An 18,236-nucleotide genomic window follows, 5' to 3' on the forward strand; every position below is an offset into this window, starting at 1 on the left:
GAGAATACCCCGGGCGTGACGAAGGTCAAACACGTGCCCCCACGACTCGGGCACCGGCGTAGCAGTCCGACGGGAAGGCGGCCGGTCGGTGCCGTCGGGCCGAGGGCGCTGTCAGTCCCGGCCCCTAGCCTGTCCGGCATGGTTCGCACCACTCCGCCCCGGCCCGTCGACGTCACCGCCCACTTCCCCGAGTTGGCGCCCCTCGCGCGTACCGCCGTACGGCTGCATCCGCGCACTGGGAGACCGACCGCCGCGGACAGCTCGCTCGGCGGTCCGCTGCTGTGGCCGGCCGACGAGCCCTGGCCCACCTGCCCGGAGCACGCCGGGCCCTGGCACCTCGGCCACGCACCCGAGGACGTGCACCTGTACCGCCGTATCCTCACCGAGGCCTGGAACCGGCCCGGTGCCGGTTCTCCCGGCACCGAGCTCCTGACCCCCGAGGAACGCTCGGTCGCCGACCGTGCGACCACGCCGAGGCGGATAGCGCAGGAGGGCGCGGTCCCGATGGTGCCCGTGCTCCAGATCCACGCCTCGGACATCCCCTCGCTGCCGTGCCCGGACGGCGCCGACGTCCTCCAGCTGCTGTGGTGCCCGTTCGACCACGACGAGGACTATCTGCCCCGCACCGAGCTCCGCTGGCGGTCGGCCACCGACGTCAAGGAGCCCCTCACGAGCCCCCCGCGGCCCACGGTCATCGGAAACGACGACTACCTGCCCGAGCCGTGCGTGCTGCACCCGGAGGCCGTCACCGAGTACCCGGCCCCGCACGAACTGCCCGAGGAGCTGGCGGAGCGGATAGCAGAGTGGGACGGGCAGAGTTTCGATTACCAGTACGACCTCGCCGTCGCCCCCGGCTGCAAGCTCGGCGGGCACGCCCCCTGGAGCTTCTCCGACCCCTTCCCCATGGCCTGCCCCGAGTGCGGCGCGGACGTCCGGCCGCTGCTCACCATCCACGGCGTCGAGTGGAACGGCGGCAGCCACAGCTGGCGGCCCGTCGAGGACGCCGACCACGCCGGGCTTCACTTCCTCGGCCCCGCCTGCGGCACGCAGCTCACCATCGGGCGTGGTTACGCCCTGCAGCTCTACGTCTGCACCGCCTCCTACGACCACCCGCACCTGCAGAACATGCAGTGAGGGCCGGCCCACAGCAACGGGGCCCGTACGACCGTAGGTGCTCCGCCCTCACCGCCCCGCGCTCCTACGCTGATCACGTACGTCGGCTGTAACGGGAAGCACCCGGTGCCACGCGGATGGCGGGGGTCAGGCCCCGGCGGCGTACGACACGAAGTCCGTCCACGCGGCCGGGCGGAGGGTCAGCCGGGGGCCGTCGGTGACCTTGGAGTCGCGGACGTGGATGGTGGCGGGGGTGGTGGCGACCTCGACGCAGGAGTCGCCCTCGCTGCTGCTGCTGTAGCTGCTCTTGAACCAGGCCAGTTCGGAGGCGTCCCCGGCGGAGGCGCTGCGAATCATGTTTCCCCCAGCAGTTGCTCGATATAGGCCCTCGACTCACGCGGTGTGAGGGCCTGAGCTCGGATGATGCCATACCGCAGTTCAAGGATACGGAGCTGCTTGGGCTCAGTTACCGGTCGGCCGTTCACCACTGCCTGCGAACGCCCCACTGCCGTGCCGTCCTCGAACTTCAGCACCTCAATGCCGCCTGCCAGTCCCGCGTGCTCCTCGCGATCCATCGGCATCACCTGAAGCTCGACGTTCCTCAAGTTTCCTGTCTCCAACAGGTGTTCAAGCTGGCGACGCAACGCAGGCTTCCCTCCGAGGGGACGTCGAAGCGTCCACTCCTCCAGGACGAAGCTGAGCTCAGGCACGGGGTCTCGCTCGAAGACGGCTTTGCGGGCAACGCGCGCAGCGATGAACCGCTCCACTTCGTCCTCGGTGTACGCGGGGCGTCGCATCAGGAGAAGCCCACGTGCGTACTCCGGCGTCTGCAACAGCCCGTGGATATTCAGGGGGTCGTACAGCTGAAGCTCGACCGCGTTCGCCTCCATCTGCGCCAGATCCCGAACCTTCTTCGGATACCTGACCCTCCGCACGTCCTCCTTCATCGCCGACAGCAGTCCCCCCGCCCCCAACACCTCGTCCGCCCTGTCCAGATAGTCGGGCCGGGGAATCCGCTTCCCACCTTCGATCTTGTAGACCATGTCCTCGCCGTAGCCGACCGCCGCCCCGAAGTCGGCGGCCCGCATCCCCACCGCCTCCCGCCGCAGCTTCAACTGCCGCCCCACAGTGGCTACTACGGCGATTCCCCAGTCGTCGTCCGGGTCCACCTCCCACCCCGGCTCGTCCGCCTCACTCCTGAGCCGCCCAGCCTCACCGTCCACCGACATCCCGCGCCCCTCCGTCGTACGACCGTGCCGCGACGCCCCTACCCGCACGGCCGGTGCCGACAAGCCCGGACACCACTGGACAAGCTCCGGACAGTCACCGTACGCATCGGCGTCGTCACTGTTCACGGTAGGCGCGCACGGCCACGCTGAGTGACGTGAAGCAAGAAATCCCCCAACTCGACTCCCCCATCCGCAACTTCGGTGTGCAGCTTTCGTCCACGCCACGCGGAGCGCGACTGGCCCGCCTGCTCGCCACCGAACAACTCCGCACCTGGGGACTGCCGACGGACCCGGCAGCGCACATCGTCGCCGAGCTGGCGACCAACGCGGCGACCCACGGTCGAGTCGCGGGCCGCGACTTCCGGTGCCTGCTGTATGTCGTGGGCGACACCCTCCGTATCGAGGTCTCCGACACCCGCGGCGACTGCCGGCCTCAGCCCCGGCACCCCGCCGAGGACGCCGAGTCAGGGCGAGGACTCCTCCTGGTCGACGCCTTGGCCGACCGCTGGGGTACGACGCCGGGACCGTGCCCACGCAAGACCGTGTGGGCCGAACTCGGCCTCCCGCCGGACCACGGAAACGCGTGCTCCGGTGCCACGGGCGGTCTCCCCCAAGGACCACGAGAGTGAAAGCACCCCACCAAGCCCCACCCCTCCTCCCGCCCGCGGCAGCGCCTCACCCACGCGGGTGAACATCACCAACTCGGCTGGATTCGAGGCCGGTTGCCTGCCCTACGCTCAGCGCAACAACCGCAGACATGCGACGGCCCTCGCCGGGACTGCAATCCCAGTGCGAGGGCCTGACCACCGAGGAAGGCTCCAACTTCCTGATGGACACGGAAAACCCTAGCGTGCCCGCGCACGCCCAGTCCCGGCTTGCCGCCAACAAACACCCGAACCGGCGGCACCCCCACCCCGGCGGCGGCCTCGCCCACGACAACACCCGCCACACCACCCGCTTCACGGTGATCGGCAACCACCTCGCCCAGCACCGGGAGCTGTCGGGCCTCGCGATCGGGCTGGGCGTGTACATCCAGTCCCTCCCCGCGGGCGCCCGCGTCGACATCAAGACGCTCGCCGCCCGCTTCCCCGAGGGCACGACCCGTATCGCCGCCGCCCTGCGCGAGCTGGAGACCCACGGCTACCTGCGCCGCGTCCGGGAACGGCTCCCCAGCGGTCGTATCGTCACCCGCACGATCTCGTGCAACCAGCCCGGACGGCATCGTACGGACGACGAACCAGCCGTCCACAAGGCGCCGAGGCAGCGCACACCCCGCAAGCCCCTCCCCGCCGTACCGCAACCCGCGTACCCCTCCCCCGCACTCCTCCAGACGGCCGCCGACCTCCTCGCGGACCTCCGCCGCCAGGACCCCAGCCTGCTCCTCTCCGCGTGCGACACCAGCCACCTCGCCCCCGGCGTAGCCGCCTGGCTGGAGCGCGACGTCGGCGCCACGGCCGTACAACAGGCCCTGACCGCCGACCTGCCGCCCGAAGGCCTACGCCGCCCCGCCGCCCTCCTGGCCCACCGCCTGTCCGCCCAGCTGCCCCCTCCACCACCGTTCCGGGCGCCCGCTCCACCACCAGCCGTCCGACATCCGCTCCAGACCTGCGAGGACTGCGACCGCGCCTTCCGCGCCGCGGGTCCCGGTCGCTGCCGCGACTGCCGATCCGAACTCCGGGAGGCCGCCTAGCATGAAAGCGACGATCCTTGCCTCCGGGCACAGACGACGAGGAGCGAGCGCCATGACCATCGCCCCGGACAACGCGCGGCAGGGCGCTTCCCGCCTGTACCGGACCATGCGGGACTTCGTTCAGTCCATGGACGACACCCTCCCCGGCAAATTCGAGATCACCAAGGAAGGGATCGTCCACGACATGATGGCGCCCGTGAAGCAGCACGAGCTCACCACTCTGCGCCTCCGCAAACGCCTTGAGAAGGTCATGCCGGAAGACCTCGTGGCTCACACGGGGACACCTGACGTGGAGGACGAGCCCGAGGGCGTCATGCGACACCCCGACGTGATGCTGATCTCCGAGGCGGACATGGAGGGAGACGGGTCCTTCGACCCTCGTACGCTCATCGCCGCCATCGAAGTCGTGTCCCGCTCCAACCCGGACAACGACTGGGTGAGCAAGGTACGGGACTACCCCCTGCTGGGCATCCCGCTGTACGTGATCTTCGATCCGCGCACCGGTTCCGGCGCGGTCCTCTCCGACATCCACCGGACACCGGCCGGCCCGCGCTACGCGACCCGCAAGGACTTCGTCTACGGCGAGGACGTCACCATCGCCGAGTGGACGATCTCCACAGCGGACCTGCCGCTCTACCCGAGCACGGCGAACTGATCGCTCAGCTCCTCTCCCCCGCGTTCCGCAACCGCGCGAACGACGTGTCCAGCCCCTCTTCAGCACCCCCGCCACAGGCCGCTCCACATACCGGTGAACAGGCTAGGTGCGTCACAGCTGCCTCACGGGTAACCCGGGCCAGCATTCGCCGACGGTTCATCTGCCGCCCATCCACCGCTCACCGGGCAGGCGAAAGGGCCCGTACGACCGAAGTCGTACGGGCCCCTTCAGGAGCTCAGCTCATGCTGGAGCTACCAGGTCAGGCCCAGGATCACTTCGTGATCTTGGTGACCTGGCCGGCGCCCACGGTCCGGCCACCCTCACGGATGGCGAACTTCAGGCCCTCCTCCATGGCGATGGGCTGGATGAGCTCCACCTTCATCTCGGTGTTGTCGCCCGGCATCACCATCTCCGTGCCCTCGGGGAGGGTCACAACACCGGTCACGTCAGTCGTACGGAAGTAGAACTGCGGACGGTAGTTGTTGAAGAACGGCGTGTGGCGGCCACCCTCGTCCTTGGACAGGATGTAGGCCTGGGCCTCGAAGTCCGTGTGCGGCGTGACCGAACCGGGCTTGATGATGACCTGGCCGCGCTCGACGTCCTCGCGCTTGATGCCACGGAGCAGCAGACCGACGTTCTCACCGGCCTGGCCCTCGTCGAGCAGCTTGCGGAACATCTCGATGCCGGTGACCGTGGTGGTGGTCTTCTCGGTCTTGATGCCGATGATGTCGACGGTCTCGTTGACCTTCAGGACACCACGCTCGATACGGCCGGTGACGACCGTACCGCGACCGGTGATCGTGAAGACGTCCTCGATCGGCATGAGGAACGGCTTGTCGACGTCGCGCTCCGGCTCCGGGATCGACTCGTCGACGGCCTTCATCAGGTCCAGGACCGACTGGCCCCACTCCTTGTCGCCCTCGAGCGCCTTGAGCGCCGAGACCTTGACGACCGGCAGGTCGTCGCCCGGGAACTCGTACTCGGAGAGGAGCTCACGAACCTCGAGCTCGACGAGCTCCAGGATCTCCTCGTCGTCCACCATGTCGGCCTTGTTCAGGGCGACGACGATGTACGGAACGCCGACCTGGCGGGCCAGGAGCACGTGCTCCTTGGTCTGCGGCATCGGGCCGTCGGTGGCGGCGACCACGAGGATGGCGCCGTCCATCTGGGCAGCACCGGTGATCATGTTCTTGATGTAGTCCGCGTGACCGGGGCAGTCGACGTGGGCGTAGTGACGGGTCTCCGTCTGGTACTCGACGTGCGCGATGGAGATGGTGATACCGCGCTGGCGCTCTTCGGGAGCCTTGTCGATCTGGTCGAACGCCGAGGCCTCGTTCAGGTCCGGAAACGCGTCGTGCAGCACCTTGGTAATGGCGGCCGTGAGGGTCGTCTTACCGTGGTCGATGTGACCGATGGTGCCGATGTTGACGTGCGGCTTAGTCCGCTCGAACTTCGCCTTCGCCACTGGGGTCCTCCTGTGGAGTGGTTCTGAACGCCTTGCTTCATCGGCGCCAGGTGATCTTTGCTGGAAAGCCGGGTCCCGGGCATTCCCCACGATCGTGGTCACGATTGTGGCGGAATGCCCCTGAGGCTCCGGAGTCAAGCCTAAAGCGTGTGAACGCGGTGCGTTACTCGCCCTTGGCCTTCGCGATGATCTCCTCGGCGACGTTCCGCGGAACCTCGGCGTAGGAGTCGAACTGCATCGAGTAGCTTGCGCGACCCGATGTCTTGCTGCGGAGGTCTCCGACGTAGCCGAACATCTCCGAGAGGGGCACGAGGCCCTTCACGACGCGGGCACCGGCCCGCTCCTCCATGGCCTGGATCTGGCCACGGCGGGAGTTGATGTCGCCGATGACCTCACCCATGTAGTCCTCGGGCGTGGTGACCTCGACGGCCATCATCGGCTCGAGCAGCACGGGGCTGGCCTTGCGCGCGGCCTCCTTGAAGGCCTGCGATCCGGCGATCTTGAAGGCGAGCTCGGAGGAGTCGACCTCGTGGTAGGCACCGTCGAGAAGCGTGACGCGGACGCCCGTCATCTCGTAGCCGGCGAGGATGCCGAACTGCATGGCCTCCTGCGCACCGGCGTCGACCGAAGGGATGTACTCCTTCGGGATGCGACCACCGGTCACCTTGTTCACGAACTCGTACGAGGCGTCGCCGCCCTCGATGGGCTCGATCGCGATCTGCACCTTGGCGAACTGACCGGTACCACCGGTCTGCTTCTTGTGGGTGTAGTCCACGCGCTCGACGGCCTTGCGGATCGTCTCGCGGTACGCGACCTGCGGCTTGCCGACGTTGGCCTCGACCTTGAACTCACGGCGCATACGGTCGACCAGCACCTCGAGGTGCAGCTCGCCCATACCACCGATGATGGTCTGGCCGGTCTCCTCGTCCGAGTGAACCTGGAAGGAGGGGTCCTCCTCCGCGAGACGCTGGATGGCGACACCCAGCTTCTCCTGGTCACCCTTGGACTTGGGCTCGATGGCGACCTGGATGACCGGCGCCGGGAAGTCCATGGACTCCAGGATCACCGGCTGCTTGTCGTCGCACAGCGTCTCACCGGTCGTGGTCTGCTTCAGACCCATGACGGCGACGATGTCGCCCGCGCCCACCGAGTCGATCTCCTCACGCTTGTTCGCGTGCATGCGGTAGATCTTGCCGATGCGCTCCTTCTTGCCCTTGACGGAGTTCAGCACGGCGGTGCCGGACTCCAGGCGGCCCGAGTAGACCCGGACGAAGGTGAGCTTGCCGAGGTGCGGGTCGCTCATGATCTTGAACGCGAGGGCGGACAGCGGCTCGTCGTCGGACGGCTTGCGCTTGACGACCTCCTCCGCGTCGTTCACGGCGTGGCCCTCGATGGCCTCGACGTCGAGCGGGGAGGGGAGGTAGCGCACGACCGCGTCGAGCAGGGGCTGCACGCCCTTGTTCTTGAACGCGGTACCGCAGAACACCGGGGTGACGGTGGTGTCCTTGGACTTGCCGGACGCGATGGTGACACGACGGATCGCGGCGTACAGCTGCTCCGCGGAGGGCTCCTCGCCCTCCAGGTACAGCTCCATGATCTCTTCGTCGTTCTCGGCCACGGCCTCGAGCAGCTTGCCGCGCCATTCCTCGGCAGCCTCGGTGTGCGTGGCCGGGATGTCGACGACGTCGTACATCTCGCCCTTGGTGGCCTCGGCAGACCAGACGAAGGCCTTCATCGTCACGAGGTCGACGACGCCCTTGAAGTCGGCCTCGGCACCGATCGGCAGCTGCATCACGATCGGCTGAGCGCCCAGGCGGTCAGAGATCATGTCGACGCAGCGGTGGAACTCGGCACCGGTCCGGTCGAGCTTGTTGACGAAGCAGATACGCGGGACGCCGTAGCGGTCCGCCTGACGCCACACCGTCTCGGACTGGGGCTCGACGCCGGCGACGCCGTCGAACACCGTCACGGCACCGTCGAGCACACGCAGGGAACGCTCCACCTCGACGGTGAAGTCGACGTGGCCCGGGGTGTCGATGATGTTGATGGTGTGGTCGACGTCTTCCAGCGGCCAGTGACAGGTGGTGGCAGCAGAGGTGATCGTGATGCCACGCTCCTGCTCCTGCTCCATCCAGTCCATGGTGGCAGCGCCGTCGTGGACCTCACCGATCTTGTAAGACACACCGGTGTAGAACAGGATCCGCTCGGTGGTGGTCGTCTTGCCCGCGTCGATGTGGGCCATGATCCCGATGTTGCGGACCTTGGCCAGGTCAAGTGAAGTGGTAGCCATAAGGCTTCAGTCTTCTCTCGGTCTCGATGTGGGTAGCGACTACCAGCGGTAGTGCGCGAAGGCCTTGTTGGACTCGGCCATCTTGTGCGTGTCCTCGCGCTTCTTCACAGCGGCACCAAGGCCGTTGGAGGCGTCGAGAAGCTCGTTGAGCAGACGCTCGGTCATGGTCTTCTCGCGACGGGCGCGGGAGTATCCGACCAGCCAGCGCAGCGCGAGCGTGTTGGCACGACCGGGCTTGACCTCGATCGGAACCTGGTACGTCGCACCACCGACACGGCGGGACTTGACCTCGAGGGTCGGCTTGATGTTCTCCAGGGCGCGCTTCAGCGTGATGATCGGGTCGTTGCCCGTCTTCTCGCGCAGACCCTCCATGGCGCCGTAGACGATGCGCTCGGCGGTGGAGCGCTTGCCGTTCAGCAGCACCTTGTTGATCAGCGACGTGACAAGAGGAGAACCGTAGACCGGGTCGATGATGACCGGGCGCTTCGGGGCGGGGCCCTTACGAGGCATTCTTACTTCTCCTTCTTGGCGCCGTAGCGGCTGCGGGCCTGCTTGCGGTTCTTGACACCCTGGGTGTCGAGCGAGCCGCGGATGATCTTGTAGCGAACACCCGGCAGGTCCTTCACACGGCCGCCGCGCACGAGCACGATGGAGTGCTCCTGCAGGTTGTGTCCCTCACCCGGAATGTAAGCGGTGACCTCGATCCCGCTGGTCAGACGCACACGCGCGACCTTACGCAGGGCCGAGTTCGGCTTCTTCGGGGTGGTCGTGAACACACGCGTGCAGACGCCACGACGCTGAGGGGAACCCTCGAGTGCGGGCGTCTTGTTCTTCTCGACCTTGTCCTGCCGGCCCTTGCGGACCAGCTGCTGGATCGTAGGCACTACTTCTCCGGTTTCTGTGTGCCGATAGGTACAGCTAACCTGGAACGTCGCCGACCCACGCGGTCGGGTGTGTCGAATCCCGCAGACTTCCGCCGCGAGGCGAAAAGGGCGCAGATTACGGTGGCCAGTGACGGCTCGCTATGCGGTTGAAGGCACGCACGAGAGCCAGGGCACACCCCAGGCACAAGGTCTGAGCGTACCTACCTCATTCGCTGCGGTCAAAACAAATGGGCCTTGGTCGCATTGCCGTGCGGTGCATGTCAAGCCCATACACCGTCCACGCACCCTCAGTGATCTTCGGAGTCGTCACGCGGACGCGACTGCCACCAGCAGCAGCAGCACCACGAGGGCCCAGCCGGCGGTGGACATCCAGCCGAGGACGAGCCCGGTCAGCGCGAGCCCGTCGCCGTGCTCCCCCGTGCGGCGGATCTCGGAACGCGCGGTGTGCCCCAGGACTACCGCGGGGAGGCCGGTGAGTCCGAGGGTCACAAGACACAGCACGCCGCAGATGGCCGACCCGACCGCCTTGTCGTTCGTCTTCGGCCCCGCCATGGGCAGAAACGTCCGCGGCACGTACGCGGCCGCCGCAGGCAGCGGTACGGGCCCCTGGGGCAGGTCCGCGACGAGCAGACCCAGCTCCCCCACCGTGCGCGCTTCGTACGCCCGCGTGACCCGCCGCTCGAACTCGGCCTGCTGCATGCGCCCTTCGCTGAATCCCGCTCTGAGCACGTCCACGGCCCGCTCACGGTCCGCGTGGGAGGCGAGCATCGATGCGTTGCTCTGCCACGGCTGGGGGACGCTCGGCCCCTGCCAGGGCTGCCAGGGCGACGGTTGCGACACCTGAACACCTCCCAGGACGGCTCTACCTACATCATGCTCCGACGCCGTGGTTCCGGCATCGGTTCCCCCACCGCTCCCGTCCGGCTCCTACTGTCCCGTTTCCCCGGAAGACGCCGACGGGCGGTCACCCCACTCAGGGTGACCGCCCGTCAGCTCAAGCTGCTCGCTTACTGGTTGTACGGACCGTAGTCGTAGTCCTCCAGCGGAACGGCCTGGCCGGAGCCCGTGCCGAACGGCGAGTAGTCGATGTCGTCGTAGCCGACGGCCGAGTACATCGCGGCCTTGGCCTCCTCGGTCGGCTCGACCCGGATGTTGCGGTAGCGGGACAGACCCGTACCGGCCGGGATGAGCTTACCGATGATGACGTTCTCCTTGAGGCCGATCAGGGAGTCGGACTTGGCGTTGATCGCCGCGTCCGTGAGGACCCTGGTCGTCTCCTGGAAGGACGCCGCCGACAGCCAGGACTCCGTGGCCAGCGAGGCCTTGGTGATACCCATGAGCTGCGGACGGCCGGAGGCCGGGTGGCCGCCTTCCTGGACCACACGACGGTTCTCGGTCTCGAACTTCGAGCGCTCGACCAGCTCGCCGGGCAGCAGCTCGGCGTCGCCGGACTCGATGATCGTCACACGGCGCAGCATCTGCCGGATGATGATCTCGATGTGCTTGTCGTGGATCGACACACCCTGCGAGTTGTACACCTTCTGGACCTCGCCGACCAGGTGGACCTGGACGGCACGCTGGCCCAGGATGCGCAGCACGTCGTGCGGGTTGGTGGCACCCACGGTGAGCTTCTGGCCCACCTCGACGTGCTCGCCCTCGCTGACCAGGAGTCGGGCGCGCTTCGAGATCGGGAACGCCGTCTCGTCGCTGCCGTCGTCCGGAGTGACGACGATCTTCTTGGTCTTCTCGGTCTCCTCGATCCGGACGCGGCCGGAGGCCTCGGAGATCGGGGCGACACCCTTCGGCGTACGGGCCTCGAAGAGCTCGACGACACGCGGCAGACCCTGGGTGATGTCGTCACCGGCCACACCACCGGTGTGGAAGGTACGCATCGTCAGCTGGGTACCGGGCTCACCGATGGACTGGGCGGCGATGATGCCGACCGCCTCACCGATGTCGACCAGCTTGCCGGTGGCCAGGGAGCGGCCGTAGCACATGGCGCAGGTGCCGACGTGGGACTCGCAGGTCAGGATCGAGCGGGTCTTGACCTCCTCGACACCGTGGCGCACGAGCTGGTCGATGAGCACGTCGCCCAGGTCCACGTTGGCCGGCGCGATCACCTTGCCGTCGATGACGACGTCCTCGGCGAGCATGCGGGCGTAGACGCTGGTCTCGACGTCGTCCGCCTTGCGCAGCACGCCACCGGCGTCCTTCGAGGCGATCCGCAGCTTCAGGCCGCGCTCGGTGCCGCAGTCCTCCTCGCGGATGATGACGTCCTGCGAGACGTCCACCAGACGACGGGTCAGGTAACCCGAGTCGGCGGTACGCAGGGCGGTGTCCGCCAGACCCTTACGGGCACCGTGCGTGGAGATGAAGTACTCCAGCACGGACAGACCCTCACGGAAGGACGCCTTGATCGGACGCGGGATCGTCTCGTTCTTGGCGTTCGACACCAGACCACGCATACCGGCGATCTGCCGCATCTGCATCATGTTTCCTCGGGCACCCGAGTCAACCATCATGAAGATGGGGTTCGTCTTGGGGAAGTTCTCGTTCATCGCCTCGGCGACCTCGTTGGTCGCCTTGGTCCAGATCGCGATGAGCTCCTGAGTGCGCTCTTCCTTGGTGATCAGACCGCGCTCGTACTGCTTCTGGACCTTCTCGTCCTGCGCCTCGTACCCGCGGACGATCTCCTTCTTCGCCTCGGGAACGACGACGTCGGAGATGGCGACGGTGACACCGGAACGGGTCGCCCAGTAGAAGCCGGCCGCCTTCAGGTTGTCGAGCGTCGCCGCCACGATGACCTTGGGGTAGCGCTCGGCCAGATCGTTGACGATCTCGGAGAGCTGCTTCTTGCCCACCGAGTAGTCGACGAACGGGTAGTCCTCGGGCAGCAGCTCGTTGAAGAGCGCGCGGCCCAGGGTCGTCCGCAGGCGGAAGGTGTCACCCTGCTGCCACTCCGGCTCGCCCTCCTCGCGCACCGGCGGGGTCCAGCCGCGCGGCGGGATGGTGCCCACCGGGAAGCGGATGTCGATCGCCGACTGCAGCGCCAGCTCACCGGCGTCGAACGCCATGATCGCCTCGGCCGTGGAGCCGAAGGACCGGCCCTCGCCCTTGGTGTCACGCAGCTCGCCGTCGGTGGTGAGGAAGAACAGACCGAGGACCATGTCCTGGGTCGGCATCGTCACCGGACGGCCGTCGGCGGGCTTGAGGATGTTGTTCGAGGACAGCATCAGGATGCGGGCCTCGGCCTGCGCCTCCGCGGACAGCGGCAGGTGCACGGCCATCTGGTCACCGTCGAAGTCCGCGTTGAACGCGGTGCAGACGAGCGGGTGGATCTGGATGGCCTTGCCCTCGACCAGCTGCGGCTCGAAGGCCTGGATGCCCAGGCGGTGCAGGGTGGGCGCACGGTTCAGCAGAACCGGGTGCTCGGCGATGACCTCTTCGAGGACGTCGTACACGACCGTGCGGCCGCGCTCCACCATGCGCTTGGCGCTCTTGATGTTCTGCGCGTGGTTCAGGTCGACCAGGCGCTTCATCACGAACGGCTTGAACAGCTCCAGCGCCATCGCCTTCGGCAGACCGCACTGGTGCAGCTTCAGCTGCGGACCGACGACGATCACGGAACGCGCGGAGTAGTCCACACGCTTGCCGAGCAGGTTCTGGCGGAACCGGCCCTGCTTGCCCTTCAGCATGTCGCTGAGGGACTTCAGCGGGCGGTTGCCGGGGCCGGTGACCGGACGGCCACGACGGCCGTTGTCGAACAGCGCGTCCACGGCCTCCTGGAGCATGCGCTTCTCGTTGTTCACGATGATCTCGGGGGCACCGAGGTCGAGAAGGCGCTTCAGGCGGTTGTTGCGGTTGATGACGCGGCGGTACAGGTCGTTCAGGTCGGAGGTCGCGAAGCGGCCACCGTCCAGCTGCACCATCGGACGCAGGTCCGGCGGGATGACCGGCACGCAGTCGAGCACCATGCCCTTGGGGCTGTTGCTGGTCTGCAGGAACGCGGAGACGACCTTCAGGCGCTTGAGCGCACGGGTCTTCTTCTGGCCCTTGCCGGTGCGAATGATCTCGCGGAGGCGCTCGGCCTCCTCGTCGAGGTCGAAGGACTCCAGGCGCTTCTGCAGCGCCGCGGCACCCATCGAACCGTCGAAGTACGTGCCGAAGCGGTCGCGCAGCTCGCGGTAGAGGAGCTCGTCGCCCTCGAGGTCCTGGACCTTGAGGTTCTTGAACCGGGTCCACACCTCGTCGAGACGGTCGATCTCGCGCTGCGCACGGTCGCGCAGCTGCTTCATCTCACGCTCGGCACCCTCGCGCACCTTGCGGCGCACATCGGCCTTGGCGCCCTCGGCCTCCAGCTCGGCCAGGTCGGTCTCGAGCTTCTTGGCGCGGGCCTCCAGGTCGGCGTCCCGGCGGTTCTCGATCTGCTGCCGCTCGACGGAGACGTGCGCCTCCAGAGAGGGCAGGTCGCGGGTGCGGCGCTCCTCGTCGACGTACGTGATCATGTACGCCGCGAAGTAGATGACCTTCTCCAGGTCCTTCGGGGCCAGGTCGAGCAGGTAGCCCAGGCGCGACGGGACGCCCTTGAAGTACCAGATGTGCGTGACGGGCGCGGCCAGCTCGATGTGGCCCATCCGCTCACGGCGCACCTTGGCGCGAGTCACCTCGACGCCACAGCGCTCACAGATGATGCCCTTGAACCGGACACGCTTGTACTTGCCGCAGTAGCACTCCCAGTCCCGGGTCGGACCGAAGATCTTCTCGCAGAAGAGTCCGTCCTTTTCGGGCTTGAGGGTGCGGTAGTTGATGGTCTCGGGCTTCTTGACCTCGCCGTGGCTCCACTGACGGATGTCGTCAGCGGTGGCCAGGCCGATCCGGAGCTCGTCGAAGAAGTTGACGTCGAGCACTATGCGTCAATCCCTCTCAGGGTTGTAAGTCTTAGGGGTCTGATACGGGGGTCCTGGGGCCGGCCGGGCTCATGGGCTGAGCCCGGCCGGACTCCCGTCAGACCTCTTCGACGCTGCTCGGCTCGCGCCGCGACAGGTCGATGCCAAGCTCCTCCGCCGCGCGGAAGACGTCCTCGTCGGTGTCGCGCATCTCGATGGACATGCCGTCCGAGGACAGCACCTCCACGTTGAGGCACAGGGACTGCATCTCCTTGATGAGCACCTTGAAGGACTCGGGGATGCCGGGCTCGGGGATGTTCTCGCCCTTGACGATGGCCTCGTAGACCTTCACGCGGCCGGTGACGTCGTCGGACTTGATGGTCAGCAGCTCCTGGAGGGCGTACGCGGCGCCGTACGCCTCCAGCGCCCACACCTCCATCTCACCGAAGCGCTGGCCACCGAACTGGGCCTTACCACCCAGCGGCTGCTGGGTGATCATCGAGTACGGACCGGTCGAGCGGGCGTGCAGCTTGTCGTCGACCAGGTGGTGCAGCTTCAGGATGTACATGTAGCCGACCGAGATGGGGTCCGGGAACGGCTCACCGCTACGGCCGTCGAACAGCCGCGCCTTACCGGTCGGGAGCACCATGCGCTCGCCGTCGCGGTTCGGGATGGTGTGGTTCAGCAGGCCCGCGAGCTCGTCCTCGCGCGCACCGTCGAAGACGGGGGTCGCGACGTTCGTGCCCGGGTCGACCTGGTCGGCGCCGATCGCCTGGAGGCGCTGCGCCCACTCGTCCGCGAGGCCGGAGACGTCCCACCCGCGGCTGGCGAGCCAGCCGAGGTGGATCTCCAGGACCTGTCCCGGGTTCATTCGGGACGGCACACCCAGCGGGTTGAGGATGATGTCGACCGGGGTGCCGTCCTCCAGGAACGGCATGTCCTCGATCGGCAGGATCTTCGAGATGACGCCCTTGTTGCCGTGGCGGCCGGCGAGCTTGTCACCGTCGGTGATCTTGCGCTTCTGCGCGACGTAGACGCGCACCAGCTGGTTCACACCGGGGGGAAGCTCGTCGCCCTCCTCGCGGTCGAAGACGCGGACGCCGATGACCTTGCCGGTCTCGCCGTGCGGCACCTTCAGCGAGGTGTCACGGACCTCACGGGCCTTCTCACCGAAGATCGCGCGCAGCAGGCGCTCCTCGGGGGTCAGCTCGGTCTCACCCTTGGGGGTCACCTTGCCGACGAGGATGTCGCCGGCGATGACCTCGGCACCGATGCGGATGATGCCGCGCTCGTCGAGGTCGGCGAGGACCTCCTCGGAGACGTTCGGGATGTCCCGGGTGATCTCCTCGGGGCCGAGCTTGGTGTCACGGGCGTCGACCTCGTGCTCCTCGATGTGGATCGAGGAGAGGACGTCGTCCTGCACGAGGCGCTGCGACAGGATGATCGCGTCCTCGTAGTTGTGACCCTCCCACGGCATGAACGCCACGAGCAGGTTCTTGCCGAGCGCCATCTCGCCGTTCTGGGTGGCCGGACCGTCGGCGAGGACCTGGCCCTCGATGACGCGGTCGCCCTCGTTGACGATGACCTTCTGGTTGACCGAGGTGCCCTGGTTGGAGCGGGCGAACTTGGCCAGGCGGTACGTGATGTACGTGCCGTCGTCGTTGGCGGTGGTGATGTAGTCCGCGGAGACCTCCTGGACCACACCCGCCTTCTCGGCCTTGACCACGTCGCCGGCGTCGACGGCGGAGCGGTACTCCATGCCGGTGCCGACGAGCGGGGACTCGGACTTGATCAGCGGCACGGCCTGACGCATCATGTTCGCGCCCATGAGGGCACGGTTGGCGTCGTCGTGCTCGAGGAACGGGATCATGGCGGTCGCGACCGACACCATCTGGCGCGGCGAGACGTCCATGTAGTCCACGTCGTCACCGGCGACGTAGTCGACCTCGCCGCCACGGCGGCGGACGAGGACGCGGTTCTCGGTGAAGCGCAGGTCGTCGTTGAGCGTGGCGTTGGCCTGCGCGATGACGAATCGGTCCTCTTCGTCGGCCGTCAGGTAGTCGACCTCGTCGGTGACCTGGCCGTCGACGACCTTGCGGTACGGCGTCTCCACGAAACCGAACGCGTTGACGCGGCCGTAGGAGGCGAGCGAACCGATCAGACCGATGTTCGGGCCTTCCGGCGTCTCGATCGGGCACATGCGGCCGTAGTGGGACGGGTGCACGTCACGGACCTCGAAGCCGGCCCGCTCACGGGAGAGACCACCCGGGCCGAGCGCCGACAGACGGCGCTTGTGGGTGAGACCCGACAGCGGGTTGTTCTGGTCCATGAACTGCGAGAGCTGGCTGGTGCCGAAGAACTCCTTGATGGAGGCGACGACCGGCCGGATGTTGATCAGGGTCTGCGGCGTGATCGCCTCGACGTCCTGGGTCGTCATCCGCTCGCGGACGACACGCTCCATACGCGCCAGACCCGTACGGACCTGGTTCTGGATGAGCTCGCCGACACTGCGCAGACGACGGTTGCCGAAGTGGTCGATGTCGTCGGTCTCGACGACGATCGTCTGACCGCTGTCGGCGGCCGTCTCGGTCTCCCCCGCGTGCAGCTTCACCAGGTACTTGATCGTCGAGATGACATCCTCGACGGTCAGGACGCCCGCGTCGAGCGGGGCCTCCGCACCCAGCTTCTTGTTGACCTTGTAGCGGCCGACCTTGGCCAGGTCGTAGCGCTTGGGGTTGAAGTAGAGGTTCTCGAGCAGCGTCTGCGCGGCCTCACGCGTCGGGGGCTCGCCCGGACGCAGCTTGCGGTAGATGTCGAGCAGCGCGTCGTCCTGGCCCTGGGTGTGGTCCTTCTCCAGGGTGGCCCGCATGGACTCGTACTCGCCGAACTCCTCGAGGATCTGCTCGGTGGTCCAGCCGAGCGCCTTCAGGAGGACGGTGACGGACTGCTTGCGCTTGCGGTCGATGCGCACACCGACCATGTCGCGCTTGTCGATCTCCATCTCCAGCCAGGCACCCCGGGACGGGATGATCTTGGCGGAGAAGATGTCCTTGTCGGACGTCTTGTCGATGGAGGAGTCGAAGTAGACACCCGGCGAACGGACCAGCTGCGACACGACGACACGCTCGGTGCCGTTGATGACGAAGGTGCCCTTGTTGGTCATGAGCGGGAAGTCGCCCATGAAGACCGTCTGGGACTTGATCTCGCCGGTCTCGTTGTTGGTGAACTCAGCGGTGACGAAGAGCGGAGCCGCGTACGTGAAGTCGCGCTCCTTGCACTCGTCGATGCTGTTCTTCGAGGGCTCGAAACGGTGGTCGCGGAAAGTCAGCGACATCGACCCGGAGAAGTCCTCGATCGGGGAGATCTCCTCGAAGATCTCCTCCAGACCGGACTTGGTGGGGACGTCCTGACCGGACTCCAGAGCCGCCTCGACACGAGCCTTCCACGCGTCGTTTCCGAGCAGCCAGTCGAAGCTCTCGGTTTGCAGCGCAAGAAGGTTCGGAACCTCGAGGGGCTCCTTGATCTTTGCAAAGGAGATGCGCAGCGGGGCGGTGCTGGCGCCGTTGTTCGTATTCGCGGTCGAGGCAGTGCGCGAGGCGGCCAAGAGGGGGTCCTTCCGAGGGCTCGGACTCACTACGCGCGTACCGGTCCCTCTCCCGTGCACAGAGACAGAAGTTCCTTCACCAGCCCAATTAGGCCAGGTCAGGGACGGTTCGGTCGTCGGTGCTCAAGCGAGGGCATGCCCCTGGTGACGGGCAGGGGACAGCTAACAGGCAGCGCAAAGGGTCAGTGTAGCCACTTGGCACACTGATGTCCAGTGCGGGTTTCTCGAGACCCTCGTTCTTCTCGACACCTGCGCAAGCCCACGCCCTCAATGCACGTTGATACTGCCCTCTTCGCCGTCGATCCATGCCTCGGATCCGGATCCTGTGACGACGCGTCCTGAGAATTGCGCGCTGCGTGCGGTTCGTCAAGGCCTGTCTTGCCCAAACCGGGTGCTGCACTCGTCACTTGCGGTCTGCTA

General features: G+C 67.0%; 13 protein-coding genes. 4 read left to right on the forward strand and 9 right to left on the reverse strand.

Going from position 1 to position 18,236, the window contains the following annotated elements; all coding sequences use genetic code 11:
- Positions 1–138 precede the first annotated feature (138 nt).
- Positions 139–1,134, forward strand: a complete 996-nt coding sequence (locus ACZ562_RS08420) for a hypothetical protein (RefSeq protein WP_471175214.1) — start codon at positions 139–141, stop codon at positions 1,132–1,134.
- A gap of 126 nt (positions 1,135–1,260) precedes the next feature.
- Here ACZ562_RS08420 and ACZ562_RS08425 read toward each other — a convergent pair whose 3' ends face one another.
- Positions 1,261–1,470 (reverse strand): DUF397 domain-containing protein, encoded by a 210-nt coding sequence (locus tag ACZ562_RS08425; RefSeq protein ID WP_471175216.1) that lies wholly within the window; start codon positions 1,468–1,470, stop codon positions 1,261–1,263.
- The gene (locus tag ACZ562_RS08430; protein WP_471175218.1) at positions 1,467–2,342 is read right to left on the reverse strand and encodes a helix-turn-helix domain-containing protein; all 876 of its coding nucleotides are present in this window, start codon (positions 2,340–2,342) and stop codon (positions 1,467–1,469) included. The genes ACZ562_RS08425 and ACZ562_RS08430 overlap by 4 nt, the downstream gene beginning before the upstream one ends.
- A 155-nt stretch (positions 2,343–2,497) precedes the next feature.
- Between ACZ562_RS08430 and ACZ562_RS08435 the strand changes: the two genes are divergently transcribed.
- From ACZ562_RS08435 to ACZ562_RS08445, 3 genes are all read left to right on the forward strand, one after another.
- The gene (locus ACZ562_RS08435; RefSeq protein ID WP_471175220.1) at positions 2,498–2,971 is read left to right on the forward strand and encodes an ATP-binding protein; all 474 of its coding nucleotides are present in this window, start codon (positions 2,498–2,500) and stop codon (positions 2,969–2,971) included.
- 200 nt (positions 2,972–3,171) lie between these two features.
- A complete protein-coding gene (locus ACZ562_RS08440; protein ID WP_471175674.1) occupies positions 3,172–4,032 on the forward strand; it encodes a helix-turn-helix domain-containing protein in 861 nt (286 codons plus the stop codon).
- 52 nt (positions 4,033–4,084) lie between these two features.
- Positions 4,085–4,687: a Uma2 family endonuclease gene (locus ACZ562_RS08445; protein ID WP_471175222.1), complete on the forward strand. Its 603-nt coding sequence runs from the start codon at positions 4,085–4,087 to the stop codon at positions 4,685–4,687.
- 271 nt (positions 4,688–4,958) lie between these two features.
- On the opposite strand, the gene tuf is transcribed toward ACZ562_RS08445, so the two are convergent.
- The 7 genes from tuf to rpoB all read right to left on the reverse strand — a co-directional run bounded on the left by tuf (position 4,959) and on the right by rpoB (position 17,816).
- Entirely contained in the window at positions 4,959–6,152 is a 1,194-nt protein-coding gene (gene tuf / locus ACZ562_RS08450) for an elongation factor Tu (protein ID WP_471175225.1), read from the reverse strand.
- Between the two features lie 163 nt (positions 6,153–6,315).
- The gene (fusA, locus tag ACZ562_RS08455; protein WP_471175227.1) at positions 6,316–8,442 is read right to left on the reverse strand and encodes an elongation factor G; all 2,127 of its coding nucleotides are present in this window, start codon (positions 8,440–8,442) and stop codon (positions 6,316–6,318) included.
- Positions 8,443–8,481: 39 nt separating this feature from the next.
- Positions 8,482–8,952, reverse strand: coding sequence for a 30S ribosomal protein S7 (gene rpsG / locus ACZ562_RS08460; RefSeq protein WP_003992340.1), 471 nt, complete (start codon positions 8,950–8,952; stop codon positions 8,482–8,484).
- 2 nt (positions 8,953–8,954) lie between these two features.
- Positions 8,955–9,326 (reverse strand): 30S ribosomal protein S12, encoded by a 372-nt coding sequence (gene rpsL / locus ACZ562_RS08465; protein WP_003948652.1) that lies wholly within the window; start codon positions 9,324–9,326, stop codon positions 8,955–8,957.
- A 306-nt stretch (positions 9,327–9,632) separates the two neighbouring features.
- Complete coding sequence (locus tag ACZ562_RS08470) at positions 9,633–10,166, reverse strand: DUF1707 and DUF4190 domain-containing protein (protein ID WP_471175229.1); 534 nt, start codon at positions 10,164–10,166, stop codon at positions 9,633–9,635.
- A 167-nt stretch (positions 10,167–10,333) separates the two neighbouring features.
- Positions 10,334–14,233, reverse strand: coding sequence for a DNA-directed RNA polymerase subunit beta' (locus ACZ562_RS08475; protein WP_471175231.1), 3,900 nt, complete (start codon positions 14,231–14,233; stop codon positions 10,334–10,336).
- A gap of 97 nt (positions 14,234–14,330) precedes the next feature.
- Positions 14,331–17,816, reverse strand: a complete 3,486-nt coding sequence (gene rpoB, locus ACZ562_RS08480) for a DNA-directed RNA polymerase subunit beta (RefSeq protein ID WP_471175233.1) — start codon at positions 17,814–17,816, stop codon at positions 14,331–14,333.
- Positions 17,817–18,236 lie beyond the last annotated feature (420 nt).

This window comes from Streptomyces sp. NPDC040410 (assembly GCF_055595715.1).